Source organism: Alcanivorax sp. DSM 26293, from assembly GCF_900107995.1.
GTDB lineage: Bacteria > Pseudomonadota > Gammaproteobacteria > Pseudomonadales > Alcanivoracaceae > Alcanivorax.
Genome location: NZ_FNUM01000014.1, coordinates 1 through 22,033, shown reverse-complemented (window position 1 = coordinate 22,033; position 22,033 = coordinate 1). Strand labels below are relative to the sequence as shown.

Annotated in this window: 21 protein-coding genes and 1 pseudogene; 6 read left to right on the top strand and 16 right to left on the bottom strand. The window is 57.3% G+C overall.

The window, feature by feature from the left end; all coding sequences use genetic code 11:
- Positions 1–323: 323 nt before the first annotated feature.
- From C4S63_RS16845 to C4S63_RS16835, 3 genes are all read left to right on the top strand, one after another.
- Entirely contained in the window at positions 324–605 is a 282-nt protein-coding gene (locus C4S63_RS16845; RefSeq protein WP_008930126.1) for a DUF5676 family membrane protein, read from the top strand.
- 63 nt (positions 606–668) lie between these two features.
- Positions 669–2,351, top strand: a complete 1,683-nt coding sequence (locus C4S63_RS16840) for a BCCT family transporter (protein ID WP_008930125.1) — start codon at positions 669–671, stop codon at positions 2,349–2,351.
- A 215-nt stretch (positions 2,352–2,566) separates the two neighbouring features.
- On the top strand, positions 2,567–3,844 hold the full coding sequence (locus C4S63_RS16835; RefSeq protein ID WP_040297265.1) for a hypothetical protein: 1,278 nt from the start codon (positions 2,567–2,569) through the stop codon (positions 3,842–3,844).
- An 88-nt stretch (positions 3,845–3,932) separates the two neighbouring features.
- Here C4S63_RS16835 and C4S63_RS16830 read toward each other — a convergent pair whose 3' ends face one another.
- From C4S63_RS16830 to C4S63_RS16750, 16 genes are all read right to left on the bottom strand, one after another.
- Entirely contained in the window at positions 3,933–4,391 is a 459-nt protein-coding gene (locus C4S63_RS16830; protein ID WP_008930123.1) for a hypothetical protein, read from the bottom strand.
- 69 nt (positions 4,392–4,460) lie between these two features.
- Positions 4,461–5,825 (bottom strand): NADH-quinone oxidoreductase subunit N, encoded by a 1,365-nt coding sequence (locus C4S63_RS16825; RefSeq protein ID WP_062816630.1) that lies wholly within the window; start codon positions 5,823–5,825, stop codon positions 4,461–4,463.
- Positions 5,825–7,294 carry a NuoM family protein gene (locus C4S63_RS16820; RefSeq protein WP_062816629.1) on the bottom strand — a complete coding sequence of 490 codons (1,470 nt, stop codon included), beginning with the start codon at positions 7,292–7,294 and terminating at the stop codon, positions 5,825–5,827. The genes C4S63_RS16825 and C4S63_RS16820 overlap by 1 nt, the downstream gene beginning before the upstream one ends.
- Positions 7,295–7,309: 15 nt before the next feature.
- Positions 7,310–9,220, bottom strand: a complete 1,911-nt coding sequence (locus C4S63_RS16815; protein ID WP_062816628.1) for an NADH-quinone oxidoreductase subunit L — start codon at positions 9,218–9,220, stop codon at positions 7,310–7,312.
- Positions 9,217–9,528, bottom strand: coding sequence for an NADH-quinone oxidoreductase subunit NuoK (gene nuoK / locus C4S63_RS16810; RefSeq protein WP_008930119.1), 312 nt, complete (start codon positions 9,526–9,528; stop codon positions 9,217–9,219). The genes C4S63_RS16815 and nuoK overlap by 4 nt, the downstream gene beginning before the upstream one ends.
- Entirely contained in the window at positions 9,525–10,091 is a 567-nt protein-coding gene (locus C4S63_RS16805; protein ID WP_008930118.1) for an NADH-quinone oxidoreductase subunit J, read from the bottom strand. Before C4S63_RS16805 ends, nuoK begins: the two co-directional genes overlap by 4 nt.
- Positions 10,091–10,987 carry a complex I subunit 1 family protein gene (locus C4S63_RS16800; RefSeq protein ID WP_008930117.1) on the bottom strand — a complete coding sequence of 299 codons (897 nt, stop codon included), beginning with the start codon at positions 10,985–10,987 and terminating at the stop codon, positions 10,091–10,093. Before C4S63_RS16800 ends, C4S63_RS16805 begins: the two co-directional genes overlap by 1 nt.
- Entirely contained in the window at positions 10,984–12,618 is a 1,635-nt protein-coding gene (locus C4S63_RS16795; RefSeq protein WP_304529145.1) for a heavy metal-binding domain-containing protein, read from the bottom strand. The genes C4S63_RS16800 and C4S63_RS16795 overlap by 4 nt, the downstream gene beginning before the upstream one ends.
- 464 nt (positions 12,619–13,082) lie before the next feature.
- Positions 13,083–13,445 (bottom strand): NADH-quinone oxidoreductase subunit A, encoded by a 363-nt coding sequence (locus C4S63_RS16785; RefSeq protein ID WP_062816625.1) that lies wholly within the window; start codon positions 13,443–13,445, stop codon positions 13,083–13,085.
- A 203-nt stretch (positions 13,446–13,648) separates the two neighbouring features.
- Positions 13,649–13,969 (bottom strand): P-II family nitrogen regulator, encoded by a 321-nt coding sequence (locus C4S63_RS16780; protein WP_062816624.1) that lies wholly within the window; start codon positions 13,967–13,969, stop codon positions 13,649–13,651.
- A gap of 132 nt (positions 13,970–14,101) precedes the next feature.
- Positions 14,102–14,320 (bottom strand): hypothetical protein, encoded by a 219-nt coding sequence (locus tag C4S63_RS16775; RefSeq protein WP_062816623.1) that lies wholly within the window; start codon positions 14,318–14,320, stop codon positions 14,102–14,104.
- A gap of 28 nt (positions 14,321–14,348) precedes the next feature.
- Positions 14,349–15,701, bottom strand: coding sequence for an APC family permease (locus C4S63_RS16770; protein ID WP_082810826.1), 1,353 nt, complete (start codon positions 15,699–15,701; stop codon positions 14,349–14,351).
- Between the two features lie 42 nt (positions 15,702–15,743).
- Positions 15,744–16,493, bottom strand: coding sequence for a copper resistance protein B (locus C4S63_RS16765; RefSeq protein ID WP_103918244.1), 750 nt, complete (start codon positions 16,491–16,493; stop codon positions 15,744–15,746).
- A 9-nt stretch (positions 16,494–16,502) separates the two neighbouring features.
- Complete coding sequence (locus C4S63_RS16760; RefSeq protein WP_062816621.1) at positions 16,503–18,278, bottom strand: copper resistance system multicopper oxidase; 1,776 nt, start codon at positions 18,276–18,278, stop codon at positions 16,503–16,505.
- An 83-nt stretch (positions 18,279–18,361) separates the two neighbouring features.
- Entirely contained in the window at positions 18,362–18,922 is a 561-nt protein-coding gene (locus C4S63_RS16755; protein WP_062816620.1) for a cytochrome c, read from the bottom strand.
- 17 nt (positions 18,923–18,939) lie between these two features.
- A complete protein-coding gene (locus C4S63_RS16750; protein WP_062816619.1) occupies positions 18,940–19,230 on the bottom strand; it encodes a hypothetical protein in 291 nt (96 codons plus the stop codon).
- Positions 19,231–19,416: 186 nt separating this feature from the next.
- Between C4S63_RS16750 and C4S63_RS16745 the strand changes: the two genes are divergently transcribed.
- From C4S63_RS16745 to C4S63_RS16735, 3 genes and pseudogenes are all read left to right on the top strand, one after another.
- A complete protein-coding gene (locus C4S63_RS16745; RefSeq protein WP_008930105.1) occupies positions 19,417–20,109 on the top strand; it encodes a heavy metal response regulator transcription factor in 693 nt (230 codons plus the stop codon).
- On the top strand, positions 20,096–21,502 hold the full coding sequence (locus tag C4S63_RS16740) for a heavy metal sensor histidine kinase (RefSeq protein WP_008930104.1): 1,407 nt from the start codon (positions 20,096–20,098) through the stop codon (positions 21,500–21,502). The genes C4S63_RS16745 and C4S63_RS16740 overlap by 14 nt, the downstream gene beginning before the upstream one ends.
- 246 nt (positions 21,503–21,748) lie before the next feature.
- Positions 21,749–22,033, top strand: a pseudogene (locus C4S63_RS16735) (transposase); the annotation flags it as partial.

The following is a 22,033-nucleotide window of genomic DNA, read 5'->3' as shown; positions in this document are numbered from 1 at the left end:
CCGGCTATCACCCTTCTGCTCGCGGCATTTCTCGTGACCATCGTCATGGAATGGCTGGCGACCGGCCCTCTGGAACGATGGACATACGCAGACTCTATGCCGATCATACCTCTGTTAGGCGTGGGACTGGCCCCACTTCTGCAGTGGCTTATTCTCCCGCCGCTGATAATGTGGCTATCGCACAGACATATGCTCGGCTGCATCGCCATCCGGTCCAGCCGTTCGGTCTAGTTGCATTGGGCTGGTGGCCCGCCGCGCCGGCACAAACGCTTGCCCCAATCAAAAAATCAAGATTTTTCTACAACGAGAAGAGGAAATTAGCTATGAACGATTCTACTGTAGTGAATACCCGTTTACGTACCGTCCCGCTAGGCAACACCCTGTCAGTTCTGTTAGTAATCAGCTATCTGCTGTGCGTAGGCTTTGGCCTGCTCGCCCCGGCGCAGATGCGTATGTACGAAGCTTGGGCGCCTTTATTGCCCGGCTTCGAATGGCTTACGTGGTCGGGATTTTTAATTGGATTAGTTGAAGCCTATTTGTACGGTTGGTACATCGCGGCTCTGTTTGTGTCTTTGTATCGCTGGTTCTCAAAAGAGAGACAATGATTATTTTTAATGGATCCTACGTCGAAACGGGTAGAAACGTGAGAACTGTCTGGTGAGCTATTTATGAACCGATTAACAACTTTCCTGAAGAGACACCTCGGTGATGTCGGGGTGGTTTTCTACACCTCACTACTCATTATTACCGCCTTTGTCGTCACCTCTGCCCTTCAGCCGGAAACCGTTGAAGCAATCGCCCAGAAAGTCCTCGATGCAACCGCCAAAAATGTTGGTTGGATGTACTTGATGGCAACCACCGGCTTTGTACTATTTATCTTTTTCCTGGCGTTCTCCAGGTTCGGAAACCTCCGCCTGGGCCAGGAGAACGAGTTGCCGGAGTTCTCCTTCACCAGCTGGCTGGCCATGATTTTCTCGGGGGGCATGGGCGTTGGACTGGTGTTCTGGGGCGTGGCGGAACCCATCATGCACTTGAACGTTCCGCCCCTGGGCCTTGCCGAGCCGCGCAGCGTAGAGGCGGCGCAGCTGGGCATGCGTTACTCGTTCTTTCACTGGGGTTTTCACCAATGGGCCAACTTTACCCTTGTGGGTCTGGCTATCGCTTATGTCCGTTTTCGCCACAATAGCTATGGTTTGATCAGCGAAACATTCCGCCCCCTGTTGGGAGAGCGAGTAGACCGCGGTTGGGGAAAAGCCATCGATATTCTGGCGGTAGTATCCACCTTGTTCGGGGTTGCAACGACTCTGGGGCTTGGCGCGCTGCAGGTCAATAGCGGCCTCTCCCGGCTGGGTGTAATGGATTACTCGACCACATCGCAGTTTATGATCCTGGGAGGGCTTGCAACGCTTTTTACCATATCGGCCATGACGCCACTCGACAAGGGCATACGCCATCTCAGTAACGCCAACCTTGTAATCGCGAGCGGCCTCCTGCTCTTCGTCCTGGTCACGGGCCCCACGGCCTTTATTTTTGGTGAGCTCACCCAAACGCTTGGCGAGTATCTCGGAAACCTCATCGAAATGAGCCTGGTAACCGCCCCCCACTCCGACGAAAAGTGGGTGGAGCAGTGGACCATGTTTTACTGGGCATGGGGGTTAAGCTGGGCGCCCTTCGTGGGGAGTTTTATCGCCCGAATATCAAGGGGAAGAACCATTCGGGAGTTCGTCATGGGGGTAATGGTCATTCCCGTCGCCTTGAGCATGCTGTGGTTCTCAACCTTTGGTGGTTCCGCCATCCATTTCGAACTGTTTGAAGGCGTCGGTATCGCCGATGCCGTGGCAGAAGAAGTTCCATCCGGTCTTTACGTACTTTTAGATCAACTGCCTTGGGGTGGGGTCGCCGCTGTTCTGGCGGTCATACTGGTCTCGATGTTTGTGGTCACCTCTGCGGACTCAGCCACCTTCGTACTGGGCATGTTCACCTCCAAGGGTGTACTAACGCCAACACGCTTTGTTCGAGTGCTCTGGGGCTGCTTGCAGCTGTTAATGGCCTCCGTGCTCTTGCTGAGCGGCGGGCTGAACGGGCTCCGCACTCTTTCCATTGTCGCCGCATTTCCTTTTATGTTGCTGATGGTCCTAATGGCTTTCTCTCTTCATAAAGACCTTGCGACAGACATTAGGCGCCGCGAAGAGAAAAACGCAATGATGCATGCCCGCATGGAGCAATGGCTGCTGAGAGAGTCTGAGCGGGAAGCGGAGCGTCAGGAAGAAGAGGAACTCCATCCAAGCGCCCCCGAGCAATGTCCGGGATTGAGCCGGACGGGACAATCGACCCCGATAGAAGAGACGTAGCTGGTGAACCAACAAGGGGCCAAGTTACCCTGGCCGACGCCCTTTCCTGGGCTTACGGTACCGGACGATGAAATGCCCATTTGAGAAAGTGCGGACTGAAAAACCACTCGTTACCAAATCCACCGCTTCATCAAGCGGGTTCCATGGCCCAAGTACAGCGCATTTTGCTACAATCCCGAGAACTTTCGTAAACCTACGATCATTTGGTATGACCTGTGCACCCAACTAATGAAACTTCACAGCAGGCAGAGGCAAAAAGACTCAACCAAAGTTGTTCCTGCGTCACTCTCGATCGGCCAGCGGTAGCTCAGGATATCGCCCATCTACTGGGTGAAGACGCCGAGGATATTTTGTCCAGCGAGGCCTGGCATCAACTTTTCTCCAACGTTGCTGTCTTTGTTCCCGACCAAGATCTGGCCAAGATGCAGGCCTTGGTTCGCGCATTGGAAGCGGCCGCTGCGCTCTCCGACTATCGAGAGAAGGTGTTGTCCTGGGCACCATCGACAGCACGGCTCGACCCCGGTCCCGCTGGTGCCTTTATGGGCTATGACTTCCATCTTGGCGACGATGGACCACGTCTAATCGAGATTAACACCAATGCCGGAGGTGCGTTTCTCAATGCGATTCTTGTCCGTGCCCAAAAACGATGCTGTGGCGGTGCGACCAATGAACTCTGGACCGAGGACTTTGACCGCGAGGTGATCCGTCAGTTCGAAAGCGAATGGCGCGCCCAGCGCGGCAGCAGACGCCTGGAGACAATCGCGATCGTCGATGATCAGCCAGAGGAACAGTACCTCTATCCGGAATTCAGGCTCGCTCAGAGGTTGCTGCAGAGGGGCGGAATCGAGACCCACATTCTGTCCCCCAAAGATTTTCAGCTTAATAACGGAGTGCTGTACGGCAACGGCAAACGAATCGATCTGGTTTACAATCGGTTGGTGGACTTCGGACTCGAAGCCCCCGATCACGCCACCTTACGCGCGGCCTGGTCGGAGGGAGGCGCTGTTATAACCCCCAACCCCCACATTCACGCACTGTTCGCGAACAAACGCAATTTGGCTGTTCTGTCAGATCAAACGACCTTGAGGGAGTGGGGCCTGAGCGCTGAGAACGCCGAATTGCTTCGCCAAAGTATTCCGCGCACCCAGTTAGTCGATGCCGCCAATGGCGAAGAACTCTGGCGGCAGCGACGGCAATTGTTTTTCAAACCTGTAGCGGGTCATGGCAGCAAAGGAGTTTACAAAGGCAGCAAACTCACAAAAAGCGCCTTTGCCCGAATTCTAGAAAGCGACTACATCGCGCAGACCTATGTGCCACCTTCAGAACGCCTGGTGATGGTCGATGACGAGAGGGAAATGCTCAAGGTCGACGTACGTCTATATACCTATCGCGGCGAGCTGCTGTTGGCGGCGGCGCGCTTGTATCGGGGCCAGACCACCAATTTTCGCACCCCAGGTGGTGGCTTTGCACCAGTTCTCCTCAAGCAAACCTAGCGGGAGACATTTCCGCCCGCCAAGAAGTACCGGGCCGGCAGCGGCCTCCGCGCGCTGACTCCAGCAAAAACGGATAGCCCTATTTTACTTACATGTCATCCATGCGCCCTATCTGCCGTACCAAGCGCTTGGTTTCATGCTCTTCCATATCCAGCAATGACTGCACCAGTTCTGTGACCTCGGGTATTTCTGCCTTTTCGATAAGCGTTCGGTAAAGACTGATGATTTGTTCGTGGAAATCGACCACTTCCGTCTCTATTGAAGTGGCATCCATTTTGGCGTAGTGATCGTCGCAATCCAGGTGGGTGGTAATAGGATTGTGCGGCATGTAATCGTACACATAAGTGCGAGCTGCCCTGGGATCAGCCTGCTGTTCAAACCCTGCCACTATTTTCTCTATTTCCGCTTCGTGCGAGGCCAGATACTCAAGCAGCAGAGAAGCGCGTTCATTTTGATGAAGCGAGGCGCAATGAGACAGGCATTTTGCCAGGCTCCCGTGCAACTTTCGGCTCCATTCAATCAGGTCAAAAATAGTTTCAACTTTCATGCTAAACCTCTTGTCTGAATTTAAAATACGTCGCTTTAAACGTCAGCGACCATGGTACTAGGAATGCCATTACGTCATCGGAATCACAAGGAAGAACTGCGCAGCCAACCCGATGATGACCGTGCCTGAAAGCGCGGTTATCGCCACCATGCTCAGCCAATATTCGGGGGCATTCGGAGCCGCCTCCCCTTGCCGGTACATGGGTACAATAATACGCAAATACACCGCCAGCGAAAGCACACTATTGACAATCCCCACCACCGCCAGCCACGTGAATTGGGCATCTATGGCAGCCGCAAAAATCAGGAACTTGCCCACGAAACCAGCAAGTGGCGGAATGCCGACCAACGACAGCAGAAATAGCACCATTGCGATCCCCATTAATGGCCTGTTGCGCCCCAGGCCATTGAAATCGGTCAAGGTGCGTCCGACCATGGCAACAATGGCGAAGGCACCCAGGTTCATGGCCGCGTAGGCGGCGGCGAATAGAATGATCGATGGCAAGGCAAGCGAGCTTGAGCCCACGGCCAAAATGCCCAGCAGGAAGTAACCGGACTGCGCAATTGATGAGTAAGCCAACAGCCGAACGACATTATCCTGCGCCAATGCGGCGAGGTAGCCGTACGTCATACTCAGTACCGCCAGCCCCGCAATAACTGCGGGCCAACCGCTCTCCATGGGCAGGTCTCGAAGCACTTGGGTTAGCGCGAACAGAGCGCCCACTTTGGGCACCACAGACAGGTAGGCGGCTATCGATAAGGGCCCGCCTTGATAAGCGTCTGGCACCCAGAAATGAAACGGAACCAATGACGCCTTATAGCCGAGGCCGACAATCGCCGTCACCAGGCCGAGGATGGCGGCTAGCGGCATGGCGTCGGCGCGCGCGAGATCAGAGAGCAGCGTGGAGCCAGCGGCGCCGAACCAGTAACTCAAGCCAAAGACCATCACCGCGCCGGTAACCGAGCCGAATACAAAGTATTTCATGGCGGCTTCGGTGGCCGGGTCATCGTCCGGGTAGGCCACCAGCGCGAAGCTGGCCAGGCTGGTCAACAAGACGCCCAGCACTAGAAACATCATATCGCCGCTTCCGGCCAGAACGAGTGCACCAAAAGTGGCAAAGCACAGCAAACTGTAGACCGTGCCCTCACGAACGGTGCCTCGCACATCCACGCGCGCCAGCAACAGGGAAAGCACGGTGGCGGGCAACAGGATAAGTTTGGCCCAAATACTGAGCGTGTCGATTCGGAAGCTGCCCCCGAACACGGCGGCGTCGGTGCCCAGCATACTCAAGGTCAAGCCCGTGGCGATGAACAGGCCCACGATGGCAACCGCCAAGGCAACGCGCGGCCAGCGCAGCATTTCCGCAATCAGTGCACCGACCGCCGTTAACAGAACGGCTATTTCGGGAATTAATAACGCAAGGTCATGACCCATTACAGCACCAACGCCGAGGTCGTCCGATGAATGATGTCCAGCACCCAGGACGGCGCCACCCCGGTAACTAGGGTAAGCACCAGCAGTGGCGCCACGGCGAGCAGTTCCCGCACGCTCAGGTCGGGCATGCTATGCCAGCGTTGCTGGGGCTCGCCAAGGAAGGTTTCGCGGATTGCCTTGAGAAAAGTGCCGGCAATGATCGCGATGCCCAGTATCGCGACAACAGCGGCGGGCACAGTGCCCAGAGTGCTGAGAAATATCTGGAACTCGGCCGGAAAGTGCGCCAGACCAGGCAGACCAAGGGACGCGAAGGCTGCCAGCATAAATGACCAGCCCAGCAGCGGAACCGTTTTAAGTAGGCCACCGAATTCACCCATTTCCCGAGTATGCGCACGCTCCTGAATCATGCCCACCAGGAAGAACAATGCACCGGTCACCAGGCCGTGACTGAACATCTGCAGGACGGCGCCATCGAGGGCGGTGGCACGCACTGAGGGGTCTAGGGTCAGTGCGGCCACGGCGACGCCGATGATCACATAGCCCATGTGGTTGATCGAGGTATAGGCCACCAGGCGCTTGAGATCGGTCTGCGCCAGAGCGGCGAAGGCGCCATAGAGCGCGCCGATGACACCGAAAACCAAAACAACGACGCCGGCTTCGCGGAACGCCTCCGGAGTCATTTGTAGAGCGAAGCGAACCAGCCCATAGGTTCCAAATTTCAGCATGATGCCGGCCAGGATGACACTGCCGATAGTCGGCGCCTGAACGTGGGCGGCAGGTAACCAAGTGTGCAGCGGTACGGCGGGGATCTTGACCGCGAAAGTAACCAGCATGGCGACCAACGCCCACATGGCCGCGGCCCCTTCAAGCGGTGGATTAGCGATCCAGGCGCGCATGTCGAAGCTGGGATCGGGACTGCCGAGGTAAAGCCCCAGGATGGCGAGCAATAACGGCAGGCTGCCCAGAAGCGTGTAGATAAAGAACATCAGAGCCGCCCGCTGCCGGTCCTCATGCCCCCAGCCGGCAATCATGAAATACATCGACACTAGGGAGACTTCGAAGAACACATAGAACAGAATTCCGTCGAGGGCGGTAAAGGTGCCGATAGCCGCAGTTTCCAGAAGTAGAACCAAAGCCACGTAGGCGCGCGGGCGCTCGCGCAGCGACGAAGCATAGATGAACGCCACCAAAAACAGCATGGCACTCAGCAGCACTAAGGGCAGGCTGATACCATCCACCCCGACCCGGTAGGCGGCACCGATGGCCGGAATCCATTCGAGCTCTTCGACTTGGGAAAAGCCCGCGCCACTCACTCCCTCCAGCCACATGGCCAGCGCGCCGACCAGAGTTAAACCGGCGGTGCCAATACCAATGCTGTGTACGGTTCGCGCCGTTGGCCTCGGAAGGGCCAGAATCAGGACGGCACCGGCGAGCGGCAAAAACAGAGTAAGTGATACAACTGGTAGCATGAGTATGGCTGTCCTCTAGAAACTCAATGAAGCCGAAAGCAGTATGATCAGTGTTACGGCGGTAACCACGGCGCTGATAGCCAGACTGTGGTGAATCCAACCGCTTTGCAGGGAGCGGGCACGGTCTCCCCAGCCTCGCACGCCGGCCACCAGGGAGAAGATCAGGCCGTCGATTCGGCGCTCATCTCCTACCCGAACCAAATGCGCCACGGCCAAGCTGGCACGGCCAGTACCCAACACCGCCGCATACAAACCTCGTTCCACGCGCCCGCAACCTCGAGCAATGAAGAGGCCTCCACGGCCGACACTCAGGACGGTCGCGTATAGGCCACGCTCCAGGCGCTGGCAGCCGTAGGCAATGGCCATGGCTGGTCGGCCGATCCAGAAGGTGAGCCCTCCGGAGATGACCAGCCCCGATTGTGCCCAGGGGTGGAAAGGGCCAAGCAGGCGCGGTGCCGGTACCAGCCAGCCCAGCGCCAGGCCGACCACTGCCGCGAGAAGTCCGAACAGCATGGCGGTAGTGCCATGGGCTTCAGGGCCGGGTAAACCCAACAAGGCTTCAATGGGACCGAAGGTCAGACCCAGGAAGACGGCTGGGATTACCAGGGCCCATACTCCCACCCCCATCCAGCGGGCACCGGCGACCGGACGGCTTTCGCTCTCGCCCTCCTCGCGCTCGAGCCATAGCATCCGAAGCGCGCGAGCCAGGTAGGCGCCAGTCAGCAGTGTGCCCGCCAGTGCCAGCGGAGCGAGCCAGGCGGTACTTGGTGCGGACAGCGCGGCGGCGATCACCGCGTCCTTTGAGAAGAAGCCGCTCAGCGGTGGAGCACCCACCAGGGCCATCGCTGCCAATGCGAAGCCGAGGAAAGTCCAGCGCCGATCTCGCCCTACACCCCGCAAGCACCTCAAAGCCGTGCCGCCGCGCGCATGCTGAAATTCACCAGTCGCTAAAAACAGGCCGCTCTTGATGGCGGCATGGGCGAGCAGATGCAGCAACGCCGCCAGCGGCACACCGGCACCGACCGCAATCAGCATCAGACCATACTGACTGGCGGTTGAGGCTGCCAGCAGGCGTTTGAGGTCGCGTTCGGCCAGCGCAATCAGCCCTGCCGCCACGGTAGTAATACCGCCCACCAGCCCAATAGCGAGCAAAACGTTCGGCGCCAGCAGCGGCGCTACGCGGATCAGTAAAATGGCGCCAGCTGCCACCAATGTCGCCGAATGCAACAACGCCGACACCGGTGTTGGCCCCGCCATGGCGCGCATAAGCCAATCCTGCAAGGGGACCTGGGCGGACTTGCCCATGGCGGCCAGCAGCAACAAAAGCCCGGCCGCCACGGCGGTGCCTCCGTCGACATTCAGGGTGGCGGCGATCTGGCTGGTGCCTGCCGCCCCGATGAGGATAAATATAGCGATGTACAGACCAAGGTCGGCGCTGCGGGTGTAGAGAAAGGCACGGCTCGCGGCGTTCGCCGCTTCGGGTCGCTGAAACCAGAAGCCGATCAGCAGGTAACTGCACAACCCGATCAGCTCCCAGGCGACGAGCACCAGAATCCAGTCGCCGGCCAGCACCAGGGCCTGCATGGCGGCAACAAACAGGGACATGAGGGCAAAAAATCGGGGTAAACCGGACTCCCGCTTCATATAGCCCACCGAATAAATCAGTACGCAAGTCGCCACGGCGGCCACCAACACACTGAACAGCGCGGTTAGCGGCTCGGCGGTCAACCGCAAGGGCAGATCCGGCAAGCCTGGCAGCACCAGGGGTGCGGAGTCACCACTGGCGGTCGCCCCTAAAAGCCTAAGGCTTGCCGCCAGGCTGAGTGCGACCCCGGCCAACGCCAAAATAGCCGCTCCCCGGCGCAGCAGCAGAATGGCAGCGGCCGCAAGCAAAGGGAACACTATGGGAAAGACCAGGTCACTCATCCTTTCAGGTCTCCTGCCTCTTCCATCTCGACCGAGCCCTTGGCCCGGAAGCGTGCAATTGCGACGCCGAAACCGACGGCCATCTCCACTGCCATAACCGTCATCACCACCAGCACAAACATCTGTCCGGCGTAGACCTCCGGATGCAGAAAGCGCCAAAAGGCCACCAGGTTCACCAGCGCGCCCGCCAGAATCAGCTCCACGCCCATCATTATCATGACCAGATTAGTCTGCGAGAGCGCGCCATAGATACCGACACCAAAGAGAATGGCGCCGGTCAGAAGTGCCAGGATCAGTACCGGAGTCATTTTGAAGCCTCCTGTTCTTTATCACCGTTTCCCTTGTCGAGCTTTCCTGTGTCGACGCCGGGCTGGCGCACCGGAATCGCTACTGCCGTAGCCGCGATCATTGCGGTCAGGATGGTGATGGCGGCGGTCTCGAAAACCAGCATAGAGCGACCCAACATTTCAAAACCGAGTTCCCGCGTTTGCATTGCGGCATCCGGCGCCTCGGCGACTATCGGTCCCCAATCAGAGAACAGCGCTACCGAGATGGCGGTGGCGGCGGCAATGGCTCCGGCGCCAATCGAAAAGCGCTTCTGGTGGCTCATATCCATCCCGCCAAGCCCACCGGGGTCCATCATGAACATCACCATGAAGATGGCCATGATGCTCATTTCGGTGGCCATCATCATAATCTGCAGCACGCCCAGGAATTCGGCCTGCATGGCCAGAAACATGCAGCCCACGGCGGCCTGCGAAAACAGCAGCGCCAATGCAGAACGCACCATAGACGCAGTACGGAACACCGCCACACCGAAACCAATCGCTGCCAGCCCGAATACGCCGACAAAAAAAGCCTGAACAACCATTAAGGCACCACCAGGATGAGCAATCCGACTATCAAGATATTGAGCAATGCCAGAGGGATCCCGAGCTTCCAGCACCAGCCCAGCAGATCCGCCTCGCGAATACGAGGTAAATAAAAGCCGACCAACAACATCGATACGGCTACCGCCAGAGTCTTGATCAGGCTCCAGGCCCAGGGCGGCAAAAGCGGCCCCTGCCAGCCACCGAGAAAAAACACCGTGGTCGCGGCAGACAGGGTGATTACCATCACCAACCGTGCCAGCCGCAACACTGCCAGGCGCACGCCGGTGTATTCGGCGTCGACCCCGCCGGCCAACTCACCGGGTGCGGTAGGCAGGTCGAAGGGTGAGCGGAACGCCAACGCGATAGCGGCGATGAAAAACAACACAAAGCCCAGCGGTTGGTAAACTATGTTCCATAAACCGGCCTGAGACTCGACGATGGCACTGTTTAGCAGGGACTCAGCGCGCATGGCGGTCGCCGTAATGGGCATGACGATAAGCATGGAGTAGGCGATAAGCTGGCCGAGAAAGCGCCAGCCACCGACCATCGCGTAGGCGCCATTCGGGCCCCAACCCGCCATAATCAGCGATACCAACACATAGGCAAGCACCGCGTTAAGAAACAAGGCGCCGGTGGCCAGATCAGCGATGACCAGATCCGGCGCCAGCGGAAGCACGGCAGCACCGAGCACCGCTACCACCAGCAACAACACTGGCGCGGTCTCGAAAAACAACCGGTCGGGTTTGCGCGCCAGGATGGACTCCCGGCCCAGGTGCGACAGGCCCGCCAGCAGCGGCGCAACCGGTCGCAGGCGGCCGGTCGTTAGCCAGGCCTCAATCACAGCCAGTAACCAAGCGCCAACCAGCAAGGTGAGCAACACTAAGGCGACAGTCATGAGGTCACCTCCCAGGGCGAGAGATCCAGTGACCCGACCGCCACCAGGGCATCGCCCAGCTCCTGGCCCTCGACCAAATCGGCGACCAAGCCGATATGTTGGCTGCAGGCGCTATCCAGCTCGACCGATACCACCTGCCCTCGCTCCTGCGTTAGTCGCAATGTGGCGCGGCCACGCGGCGTTTCCACGGTCGCCTCTCCCGTTCCGGAAGGGTTGTCGATGGCGCGCAGCTTGGGGAGCTCAGGGTCTCCGGCCACCTCCACGAGGTCGAGACTGGTCATGATCTCAACATGCCGCTGCCGGAGACGCGCCCAGGCGTCCCCGGCGCTCTCAGCGCGCATTTCGAAACCCAGCTCGCGATACATTGCATCCGCCTGGCGGGCGTCTTCGGTTCGGCCGGAGGCGCGGGCCACCGTGCCTCGTAGATCCTGGGAGCCGTGGGGCAAAGCTCCGATGCCTTTCAAGCGCGCTTTGAGGAGGGGCGTATGCTCGAGCCGTGCAATGAGCGACTGCAGCGCCGGTCGCAGGGCGACAAGCTGCTCCCGGTCGGCGCGCTGGGTTTCCAATTGCAAAGCCGCCGCACGACGCGTTAACCAGACAAAGCTGAGCTGGCGCCCCAACTGAGCCAGCCAGCCCAGGTGGCTGGCGATGCGCTCGCGCTCAAGAGCGGCCGCCCGGCCCCGCTCGACGGCCGGATCTGGCTCCAGACCGGCCGCCTGCTCGATAGCGCGACAGGCCAAGAGGCGATAACTTACCGGTGCCAACGGCATAGCCGCCGCCAGGCGCTCGATGAAGGTTTCGACCGCCACCTCTTCAGATGACGTGTTCATAGCTACCAGAGATGTTGCTTGGCCCTCGGTCACCCCATCGCCGTCGAGCGTCAAGGTTAGCTTCAATCCGCCCGGCAAACCGGGAAAGCAGGGGCCGAAGGGCACCTCAAGCCAGTCCATTGCCAAACCATCGGCACTGCGGGGCAGGTCTTTGGTAACCTCGACCATGGACATGAATCCGGAACTGTCGTGGTCGTGGTCGTGGTCGTGGTCGTGGTCGTGGTCGTGGTCGTGGTCGTGGTCAGAATGATCATGCCCGTCATGGTCGTGCCCGGAATGGTCATGGTGGTGCTCGTGATCGTGCTCCGACACATCTTCCTTCACGCTCTCGTCTTCTCCGGGCTTATGCGGTTCTAGATCCATGCCGCATTTGGGGCACCTGCCCGGCTCGCTTCTGACTACTTCTGGATGCATGGGACAGATATATTCAGTGCCGGATTGTTCTTGAGCCGGTTCCTGTTGGTGACCGTGATCCTGGCCCTGATGATCCTCATGCTCATGGCAATGAGCATGCTCGTGATCGTCGTCGCCCTGATGCTGTTCGTGGTCATGAGCGTGTTTATGATTCTGGTGATGGCCGTGATGGCGCTCATGACTCTGTCCATGATCATTGTGGTGAGCATGGTGATGATCGTGTCCCTCGCTCTCATGCTTATGATCATGATGATGTTCGTGGTGCTCGTGGCCGCGGTTCTCGTCGTGTTCCCCGGCATCAGAGTCGCCGCCGGCTTCGCGCGCCACCAAGTCCATGCCGCATTTGGGACAGCTACCTGGTTCGTCTTCCACCACTTCTGGGTGCATGGGGCAGACGTATTCGGTTTTGGTTTGCAGGATTGATGAGTCAAAATCGTCGGGCGAGGCGGCGAAGGCGCCTTCGGCCAGCAACCGCTGCAGCCGAGTGGCCGCCTCCATCAGTTCGGTTTGTGAGAGATCCGCAGAAACGTCAGCTTGAGGTAAAGACGAAGGTGCTGACCCACCGAGCACTAGAATAGCTCGCGGCCTAGGCATCTGGGCATAGAGCACTGCTGTGGCCTCATCCAACTTCTGAGATAGCTCACCGACAATCAGAAGCACAGTGGCATCGCGCGGCGTGGCGGCGATGCGCATGTCTGCGGCCGCCAGGTCCAGCCCATGCGCCAGGGCCACTTCCGGCCCAGGGACTACCAGGCAGCTCAAATTGCGCGCCAGAGCCTGCCCAACCCACCTTCGCAGGATAGATGGACGCCCTTTGCGTGCGCCGGCAAGTGTCGTTGCGGCCTCAGACATCACTGCCGCCTCAGAGCGCCCTGGCTCCATCCGTAAAGCAGCCCGAGAAAGAGAATCGCAAGAAACACGCCCATATCAAGTAAAGCAACCAGCCCTACCTCCTTGAACACAACCGCCCAAGGGTACATGTAGGCCATCTCCATATCGAACGCCAAGAACAGCAACGCATAACCGTAATAGCGCGCATGATAACGTCCCCAGACCGGATCGCGTGACAGCACCCCCGCACTCGCCGGCACATCCTTTCCCGGCTCCTGCCGTGTCGCCCCCAAACTACGAGCCAAGCCATAAAGGCTCAACACCGTACCCAGGACACCCAGGGCTAACCCCAGCAGCAATGAGTATTGTTGTGTAGCGCTCATAACGTCTAACTTCTCAAGTTTACTCTGGCACAGGTTCGTGAGATCTAACTCTCTATTGCACAAAAAATATGGAACCCCGTTCAACGAATGGTTCGACGAAGATCAGTTTCAAGTCTAGACACCCTTGCCGGAAGCGCAAACTATCCCTCTACTCACGCGGTCAGAACCTCCGCCTTCTACTGAGTTTTAACAAGTAGATTCGACTACGGCACGTCCTTGAAGTCGCGAATATGCAACAGATCTTCTACCGGGAGAACGGCCACAAACCCGTCGCTGTCGAGCCCCTTGTGGACCGTCCGGGCAATGGTTTTCACTATTTTTTCCGCCCGACCCGCTTCCTCGAATATCTCGGCGCGAACCCAGTCAGCCATAGTGTCCTCTGCATAGTAGTTCCGGTACTCGCCGAAACCGCGTACCTTGGAAACCGTCAAGCCGGACACGCCAATTGCTTTCAGCGCGCCCTCGACTTTTTCAAGTTCTAACGAGGAAAATATTGCCGTTACTTTGCAAAATTTCGTATTCATCATAACTCCACTACATTAAGGAAATTGAGCGACGAGCAACTCAGATCATCCCTTCTTCCAGTAGTTAAACATTCGAAGCTAAACTGCAGTCAAAAACGGTACACACTTCTATTTTCTACGCCTCTTCAAAACTCAGTCGCCACGTTTGTTACATGGCCAATCCGCAAACGCCAGAAAATAGAGAAAGGCAAGATTAACGAGTGGAATCAATATCAAAACGCCCAAAATTCCCGGATACCCAACACGCTGGCAAATACGCCACGTCGGTATCACAACAATAATGGCAACAACCAGCATCCATAACCAGTGGCCCGCGCCCATGGTGTTTCCTAACATGTTACCTTCAATCATATTCGAAGCTCCATTTCAATTGGTTAATTCAGTGGTGATGAGAATGAGTGTGCTCTCCAGTCGGCGGCTCTACCCCCGACGTTTTTTTAAGAAATACCTGCTCGCCAACCGCAATTAGGACCATCGCCACTACGGCCACGCCGATCACGAACGGATCCGTATTCAGTTTGACCCAGACAAAACCTCCGAGCGCCAGTAAATCGAGAGCAATGGCTGTAACGGGTACCCACGCTTTGGCCTTGATGTCCTCACGCAAGTAGCGAAGCACGCCCCAGTGAATGGCGATATCCATTATCAAGTAGAACACAATTCCCAGAGCGGCAATCCGAGACAGATCAAAAAATGCGGTCAGAAACAAGCCCAAAACGACAGTATAGACCAGAGTGTGCTTCTGGATACTCCCAGGCATACCAAAATGATTGTGTGGGACCAGCTTCATTTCAGTCAGCATGGCCAGCATTCGTGAGACCGCAAAAATGCTGGCTAGAATGCCGCCCGCAGTAGCCATCATTGCAATGGCCACCGTGAACCAGACCCCATAGTTTCCCAGTGCTGGGCGCGCGGCAGCGGCCAGGGAATAATCCCGCGTCTCGATGATTTCGGCCAATGAAAGGTTGCTCGCAACAGCGAAACCAACGAGTGTGTAGATCACGACGCAAGCAGCGATAGAAATCACAATGGCACGACCGACATTACGCTTAGGATTTTTCACCTCAGAGCCGCTATTGGTAATGGTCGTAAAGCCTTTAAACGCCAATATCCCCAGAGCCGTAGCCCCCAGGAAGTTGCCTACGGTTCCCGCCTCTCCGGGGCTTGAGAAGTCCACTGAAAGACTGTCCGCGACCCAGATTCCGACCAGCCCGAAAATGATAATGCCCGCAATTTTCAAAATACCGATAAATGAGGCCACGCCCTGGATCAACCGATTACTTGAAAGATTGACCAGAAAGGCGGCGATGATGAGGGACACACCGAGAACAGGCACCATTATGCCGCTCTGGTCGCCACCGAAGAGCTGCATGGTGTAAGAGCCGAAAGTGCGGGCGAGAAAACTCTGGGCAATCACCATGGAAAAATACATCAGCAGAGCGTTGAACGCTGTTGGCAAGCGATTGCCATAGGCCTTGTGCAAATACATGCCAATGCCACCGGCGGACGGGTAGGCATTGGAAATCTTGATGTACGAATAGGCGCTGAAGCTGACGATGACGGCGGCGGCCAGGAACGCCAACGGGAAAAGGACGCCGGTCATCTGCGCCATCTGCCCGGTAAGCGCAAAGATACCGGCGCCAATCATGACACCGGTACCCAGCATGACCGTACCCGATAATGTCAAACTTCCTTCCTGATAACGCGTTGTTCTATCATCGTCCTTAGCCATAAAGCCTCCGGGCTGTTAAGTTGGTTTATCTACTCTATGAAATCAGAACCAAATGCGGGCGCCAATGACGAGGCCGGTTTCGGAGTCGTCTCCGCCTCCGGCACGTATCTGGTCAGCCTTGTCCCCCAGAGAGCGGCTCCAATAGGCACCAATGTAGGGAGCAAATTCTCTGGACAGTTCGTACCGATAGCGTAATCCCACACGAATATCATTCAATCCGGTGGGGCGATCGTACGCTTCAGCATCGGTCAATGCGGCGGCAACTTCCAAACGCGGCTGCAGGTAGGACACCTGGGTCAGGCGCAGGTCGTATTCGGCCTCAATGGTCGCGGCGATGTCGCCATCCTCATTCACCGTAATGGAGTTATCCATCTCAAACCGATAGGGGGCCAAACCGAACAGGCTGAACACCAGGTAGTTCTCGCGCTCCGCCCCCGACGCCAACGACCCCCGGGTACCAATACCCCCCTGTAGCTCCCAGAACGGGGCAATCAGACGACTGGCCAGCACCTCCGCGCTCTCCAGCTCAGTGGGCTCGCCATCATCCTTCTGGTTTTCGCCTTCGCTCTTGAAATAGATTCGATTTCTGTCGCTACCGTACCAGGCCAGCATATCCCAGACGAGCACGTCTTCGTCGTTATCGGTCCGGGTGACTTCCAGTCGGTCAAACAGAATCTGGCCGGTTCGATAGGATTTAACGGGCTCGGGCCAGTCGTCTTCGGCGTGGCCCGCCCACACCGGGCCGCTCACTCCAGCCAGCACCAGAGACACAACGATCTCCAATTTTCTCATAATTCCTCCTTAGCTGACGTTGACGACGCGGAACATGCCTGCCTTCATGTGATACAGCAGATGGCAGTGAAAAGCCCAGCTGCCGGGCGCATCAGCGCTGATTTGCAACGAGACCACCTCACTGGGTTTAAGGCTGATAGTGTGTTTTCGAGGACGGGGGTATTGGCCGTTTTCAAGCTCCATCCACATGCCATGCAAATGGATGGGGTGATCCATCATGGTGTCATTCACCATGATCAGACGCAGACGCTCTCCATGGTTGAACTCTACGGGACCATCGACTTCGGTAAACTTCACCCCATCAAAGGACCACATGTATTTCTCCATGTTGCCGGTGAGGTGAAGCTCAATGTCCCGTTCCGGCTCCCTTTCGTCTGGCCAGGGATGAGCGCCGATCAGATCGCCATAGACCAGAACGCGATGATCCACATCCTCAAGGCCAACGCCAGGCTCGTTTAGCCGGCTGACCGGATTGCGAGCAATCATCGCTGCGGCGGGACCATGGCCACCCGGTGCGTGCTCGATGCCAAGATCCGGGGCCGAAGGCCGTTGTTGAGATGCCGCCATACCCCCGCCATGGTCACCGTGCATCTCATGCTGGCCCCCCATACCGGATTCATCGCCCTTGGAAGACGACATATCCATGCCATCCATATCGTGGCTCATTCCCATGGCCGCCATACCCCGCTCGGGCACCGGCCGCAAATCGGGCACCTGTGCTTGCTGCCCCACCTCCGTTGCGAGCGTGCCCCGGACATAACCGCTGCGGTCCATACTCTCCGCGAACAGCGTATAGGGCCGGTCGCTTTTCGGCGTCACGATGACATCGTAGGTTTCCGCCACGCCGATACGGAATTCATCGACTGTGACTGGCTTGATCGGTTGACCGTCGGCGGAGACCACCACCATCTCAAGGCCCGGAATGCGAAAATCAAAAAACGACATGGCCGATCCATTGATGATTCTCAACCGGACCTTTTCGCCGGGCTTGTACAGCGCTGTCCAGTTTGTTGCATTATCACGGCCATTCATCAGATAGGTATAGGTGGATCCGGTCACATCCAGCAAATCCCGGGAGCTCATGCGCATTGTGTTCCACATGGACCGCTGTTCCAAGGTTTTCGCCAGCCCTTGACGGCGGATATCGGCAAAAGTGTCCCCCAAGGTTCGCTGCTGGTAATTGTAGTAGCCCTCCGCGACGGTCAGGTTGCGGAATACCTCGTGAGGGTCTTCAAAAGTCCAGTCGCTCAGGATGATCACATGCTCCCGGTCCGCGCCTATATCGCCGTCGGCCGGATCAATCACCAGTGGCCCCAGGTGCCCCAACTGCTCCTGCAGTCCCGAGTGGCTGTGATACCAATAGGTTCCATTTTGTTGAACGTCGTATTCGTACTGAAAGGTTTCTCCTGGCTTGATACCGGGAAAGCTCACGCCGGGCACACCATCCATGTTCTCGGGCAGAATGATGCCGTGCCAATGAATTGAGGTGTCATCAGCAAGCGAGTTGGTAACGTTCAGGCGAGCTCTCTGTCCTTCTTTCAACCTGATCAACGGCCCGGGCATGCTGCCGTTGATGGTGATCGGTCTGCCGACCTTTCCACCAATGTTCATATCCGCCCGGCGAATATGCAGATCAACCGCTGGATTCGCATTGACGACATCGCTATAGCTTCGCCCCAGAGGAGACGCCCAGGTCGGTGCCATCCTCGCCATGGCGAGGGCCGATGCCGCCCCGAGCGCTGATTTGATAAACCGTCGACGGCCCGCTTCTACTGGTTTTTCCATCATGTAACCTCTAATCTCGTTACCTGCTTGTCTCTCGCAAAAAACTTCTGACTTCGGCGACCAGCGTGGCGCAATTACCCAAGTCAATGATGATTGGCGTCATCGGCTCCCCGGGTGGTCAAGATTTGGTACTGCTCGGGCGACAGCTCGGGTAGACGCCGCAAGAAGGCCACCATATCCCAAATCCGTTCGTCATCATGGTTCGGCCCCCAGGCCGGCATGCCCGATGCCTTGATACCGTGCTTAATAACCCAAAAGCGTTTTCGGGCCTGCGACTCAAGGGCCTCTTCATCTTGATGCTGTTGCGTCAGATTCGGTGGCTGGGGGTTGAGGCCCAGTGCGAAGTCACTCTGAGCCTTACCCGGCTTGAGATGGCAACCGGCACACATGTCGTTGTAGTCGGCACCCCCCGCCAGTAGGCGGTCGGACGTATCCAGATCCGCTGGCACCTCGATCTCGTCCGACGCCCGGTCAACCGAGCGCTCGCGCAGCGTCTCCAGCGCCCAGTAGGTCAGAGGGGTGTGCCGATCATCCGCACCGACGGGATACAAGCCCGAGTAGATGAGCGCCCCGCCCGCCGCTATGGCGAAAACGAGTGCAAGGACCAGGCACTTGGTGCAAGACAAAAACCCAGGGGCCGCCATGTGCCCTCCTTCATGCTCTAGTGGTCGTGATTGGACTTACGCGGCGCGTCATCATCGGACTCGGAGTGCTTGTGCTGGGACTCCTTCGAGTCGGCATCACTCTTATCCATGTGGTGCTTGCACTTCTTCATCATGGCCTGCATGACCGGATCATCCATATCCATTTCGGAGTGGTCCATTTCCTTCATTTCCGAGCAGTTCGGTTTTTCGTCCCCCTCCATATGCTCCGAAGGTTCATGCGCCTGCACTGACAGGGCCAACAGAAGCGCCGGCAGGGTGGTCAACCAAAGTAGTGGTTTGTGTGTCATGGGGTAACTCCTCAAGTACAACGAAGGTGAACGGCAATTCAGTTTTTTCAGCAACTGAGTCTCAGACTAACAAACAGGCCCTGTCTGCCAGATGACTCGAACATTACATTTTTGTAATGTTCGTGTAACCTTGTCGTTGGACACACTCAGCTACACTCGCGCGATACGGATCAGAAGAGGTGCTTCATGCGACTGCTGGTGGTAGAGGACGAAGTAAAGACAGGTGACTATCTGCGCCAAGGCTTGACCGAAGCCGGCTTTATGGTCGAGCTGGCGCGCAACGGGCTCGACGGCCACCACTTGGCGATGACGGAGTCATTCGAGCTGATCGTTCTGGACGTCATGCTGCCAGATGTGGACGGATGGCGCATCGTGCAGTCATTGCGCGAAGCTGGCCGCCAGACGCCGGTGCTGTTTCTCACCGCCCGCGACGCGGTAGATGATCGTGTTAAGGGCCTGGAGCTGGGAGCGGACGATTACCTCGTAAAACCGTTTGCCTTTACGGAACTTCTGGCCCGAATACGCACCTTGCTGCGCCGGCCGTCCACACCGACCCTATCGGAACAGCTGGAAATCGCCGACCTGTCCCTTGATCTACCAAAACACCGCGTTACCCGCGCCGGAAAGAGGATCAATCTCAGCCACAAAGAATTTTGCCTTCTGGAGCTTTTGGTCCGTCGGCGTGGTGAGGTGTTGCCTCGTTCGCTCATTGCTTCCCAGGTATGGGACATGAACTTCGATTCCGACACCAACGTGATCGATGTGGCCATTCGTCGGCTGAGGGCCAAAATTGACGATGATTTCGAGCCCAGACTGATTCACACAGTGCGCGGCATGGGGTACAAGCTTGACGTGGAAACCGACGATGAAGATCACTGACCGGCCACCACTGTCGCTGGCCGCCCGGGTCATGATATTTGTGGGACTGGCGATTGGGCTCAGCCTCATCTTGATCGGAAGTCTGCTCCTCAGTGCCGTTGAGCGTCACTTTGCCGAACAGGATGCCGGTGAACTAGCGGTGATGACCCAAGCCGTCGCCAAAACCTTGCTGAACGGTGGCAACGATTCCGCACAACAGAGTGATGCCCTGGCCAACGCCATATCCGGACATCACGGTGTCTTTTTCCAGGTTCGAAAGGCGCAAGGCGACATTATCTACAGCATGCCAGGAGCCAACCTGACTCAAGTAACCGACACGCTCGCCCCCACCTCCGAAATTAACGTAGAAAACGTGCAAACCTGGCAGGACGGCGATAAGACCTTCCGGGGTGTAGTCTCTGACGTTGAAGTCGGGGGCCGAAGCTACTCAATCACTACGGCGATTGACATGGGCTTCCACCTGGAGTTTCTGCGAAGCTTTCGCCGTGCTTTGTGGCTTATCATGACCCTAGCCGGTGCTATTACCCTTCTGGCCGCCTGGTATGGCATTCATCAGGCCCATGCTCCCCTGCGCAGGCTATCCGACAGGATGGGAGACATCCAGGCCGACCGACTCCATGTGCGCTTCGACCCCGCCTCGGTGCCATCGGAATTACAGGGCCTGGTAATCTCGTTCAATCACATGATCGGGCGGCTGGAAGACAGCTTTACTCGCCTATCGCATTTCTCGGCCGACATCGCACACGAATTGCGGACACCGCTCACCAATCTTATCACCCAGACCCAGGTTGGGCTGGGAAAGGCCAGAGCCTCCGAGGAGTATCGTGAGCTTCTGTACTCCAATCTGGAAGAGCAGGAACGACTGGCCAAGATGGTCAATGACATGCTGTGGCTGGCCAAAAGCGACCATGGCCTGCTCAAGCCGGTACAGACACCATTGGATTTAGCGAGAGAGGTGCATGCGCTGTTCGATTTTTTCGAGGCACTGGCGGAAGAGAAGCGTATCAGCCTGACACTGGAAGGTCAGGCACCGACGATACTGGGCGACCGCGCTATGCTGCGACAGGCAATTTCCAACCTTTTGTCCAACGCCATTCGCTACACACCGTCGGGTCAAACAGTACTGGTACGGCTGGTCCGGCTCTCGGATCGTCGCGTTTCTCTGAGTGTGCTGAACCCTGGACCGGAGATTCCCTCCGAGCATTTGCCCAACATTTTTGACCGCTTTTACCGTGCCGATCCTTCGAGGACCCGCCAAAGCGAAGGTGCGGGGCTCGGCTTGGCTATTGTAAGATCAATCGTCGAGGTTCATGGTGGTCAGGCGGAAGCGGCCTCCTCCCCAACTAGAACCACGTTTACCCTCTATTTCCCTGCTACCCAAAGCCACGCCTAACCGACGATATGAGCTACGCCGAATATAACGGATTTTGAGACGCGCGAGTCGTTCTTCGCAAAACGGACTTCGGGGGGATACACTGGGTCCACATTCATCAATGACTATAAAAAAGCGCAGGCGGTGAAGGTCGGTGGAAGAAAAAAGCGCCGACTTCCCCGACGCACTTATTGTGAACTGTAGTGGTCTAATGAATCCGGACACCAACGTAGGGTGGTAAAATCACCACCTTAAGCGAGGTGTCATATGACCAGAAAACGACGATCCTTTACACCTGAATTCAAGCAGGAAGCCGCCAGCTTGGTGCTGGACCAAGGCTACACCGTTCCCCAAGCCAGCACATCGCTTGGTGTAGTCGAGAGCGCGCTGCGGCGCTGGGTTAAGCAGCTTGAGGCTGAACGCCAAGGTGTTACCCCCAAAGGCAAGGCTCTTACCCCGGAACAGCGCCGAATACAGGAGCTTGAGGCTCGGTGTGAGCGCCTGGAACGGGAGAAGAACATTCTAAAAAAGGCTACTGCTCTCTTGATGTCG

Excerpts from the sequence above, each read along its gene's own strand:
- C4S63_RS16795 (WP_304529145.1), bottom strand. The coding sequence starts at position 12,618 with ATGCACCCAGAAGTGGTGGAAGACGAACCAGGTAGCTGTCCCAAATGC.
- C4S63_RS16800 (WP_008930117.1), bottom strand. The coding sequence starts at position 10,987 with ATGACTGTCGCCTTAGTGTTGCTCACCTTGCTGGTTGGCGCTTGGTTA.
- C4S63_RS16740 (WP_008930104.1), top strand. The coding sequence starts at position 20,096 with ATGAAGATCACTGACCGGCCACCACTGTCGCTGGCCGCCCGGGTCATG.
- C4S63_RS16750 (WP_062816619.1), bottom strand. The coding sequence starts at position 19,230 with ATGACACACAAACCACTACTTTGGTTGACCACCCTGCCGGCGCTTCTG.
- C4S63_RS16805 (WP_008930118.1), bottom strand. The coding sequence starts at position 10,091 with ATGGTTGTTCAGGCTTTTTTTGTCGGCGTATTCGGGCTGGCAGCGATT.
- C4S63_RS16775 (WP_062816623.1), bottom strand. The coding sequence starts at position 14,320 with ATGATTGAAGGTAACATGTTAGGAAACACCATGGGCGCGGGCCACTGG.
- C4S63_RS16785 (WP_062816625.1), bottom strand. The coding sequence starts at position 13,445 with ATGAGCGCTACACAACAATACTCATTGCTGCTGGGGTTAGCCCTGGGT.
- C4S63_RS16825 (WP_062816630.1), bottom strand. The coding sequence starts at position 5,825 with ATGGGTCATGACCTTGCGTTATTAATTCCCGAAATAGCCGTTCTGTTA.
- C4S63_RS16815 (WP_062816628.1), bottom strand. The coding sequence starts at position 9,220 with ATGAGTGACCTGGTCTTTCCCATAGTGTTCCCTTTGCTTGCGGCCGCT.
- nuoK (WP_008930119.1), bottom strand. The coding sequence starts at position 9,528 with ATGACTCCGGTACTGATCCTGGCACTTCTGACCGGCGCCATTCTCTTT.
- C4S63_RS16820 (WP_062816629.1), bottom strand. The coding sequence starts at position 7,294 with ATGCTACCAGTTGTATCACTTACTCTGTTTTTGCCGCTCGCCGGTGCC.
- C4S63_RS16840 (WP_008930125.1), top strand. The coding sequence starts at position 669 with ATGAACCGATTAACAACTTTCCTGAAGAGACACCTCGGTGATGTCGGG.
- C4S63_RS16830 (WP_008930123.1), bottom strand. The coding sequence starts at position 4,391 with ATGAAAGTTGAAACTATTTTTGACCTGATTGAATGGAGCCGAAAGTTG.
- C4S63_RS16845 (WP_008930126.1), top strand. The coding sequence starts at position 324 with ATGAACGATTCTACTGTAGTGAATACCCGTTTACGTACCGTCCCGCTA.
- C4S63_RS16780 (WP_062816624.1), bottom strand. The coding sequence starts at position 13,969 with ATGAATACGAAATTTTGCAAAGTAACGGCAATATTTTCCTCGTTAGAA.
- C4S63_RS16765 (WP_103918244.1), bottom strand. The coding sequence starts at position 16,493 with ATGAGAAAATTGGAGATCGTTGTGTCTCTGGTGCTGGCTGGAGTGAGC.
- C4S63_RS16755 (WP_062816620.1), bottom strand. The coding sequence starts at position 18,922 with ATGGCGGCCCCTGGGTTTTTGTCTTGCACCAAGTGCCTGGTCCTTGCA.
- C4S63_RS16760 (WP_062816621.1), bottom strand. The coding sequence starts at position 18,278 with ATGGAAAAACCAGTAGAAGCGGGCCGTCGACGGTTTATCAAATCAGCG.
- C4S63_RS16745 (WP_008930105.1), top strand. The coding sequence starts at position 19,417 with ATGCGACTGCTGGTGGTAGAGGACGAAGTAAAGACAGGTGACTATCTG.
- C4S63_RS16770 (WP_082810826.1), bottom strand. The coding sequence starts at position 15,701 with ATGGCTAAGGACGATGATAGAACAACGCGTTATCAGGAAGGAAGTTTG.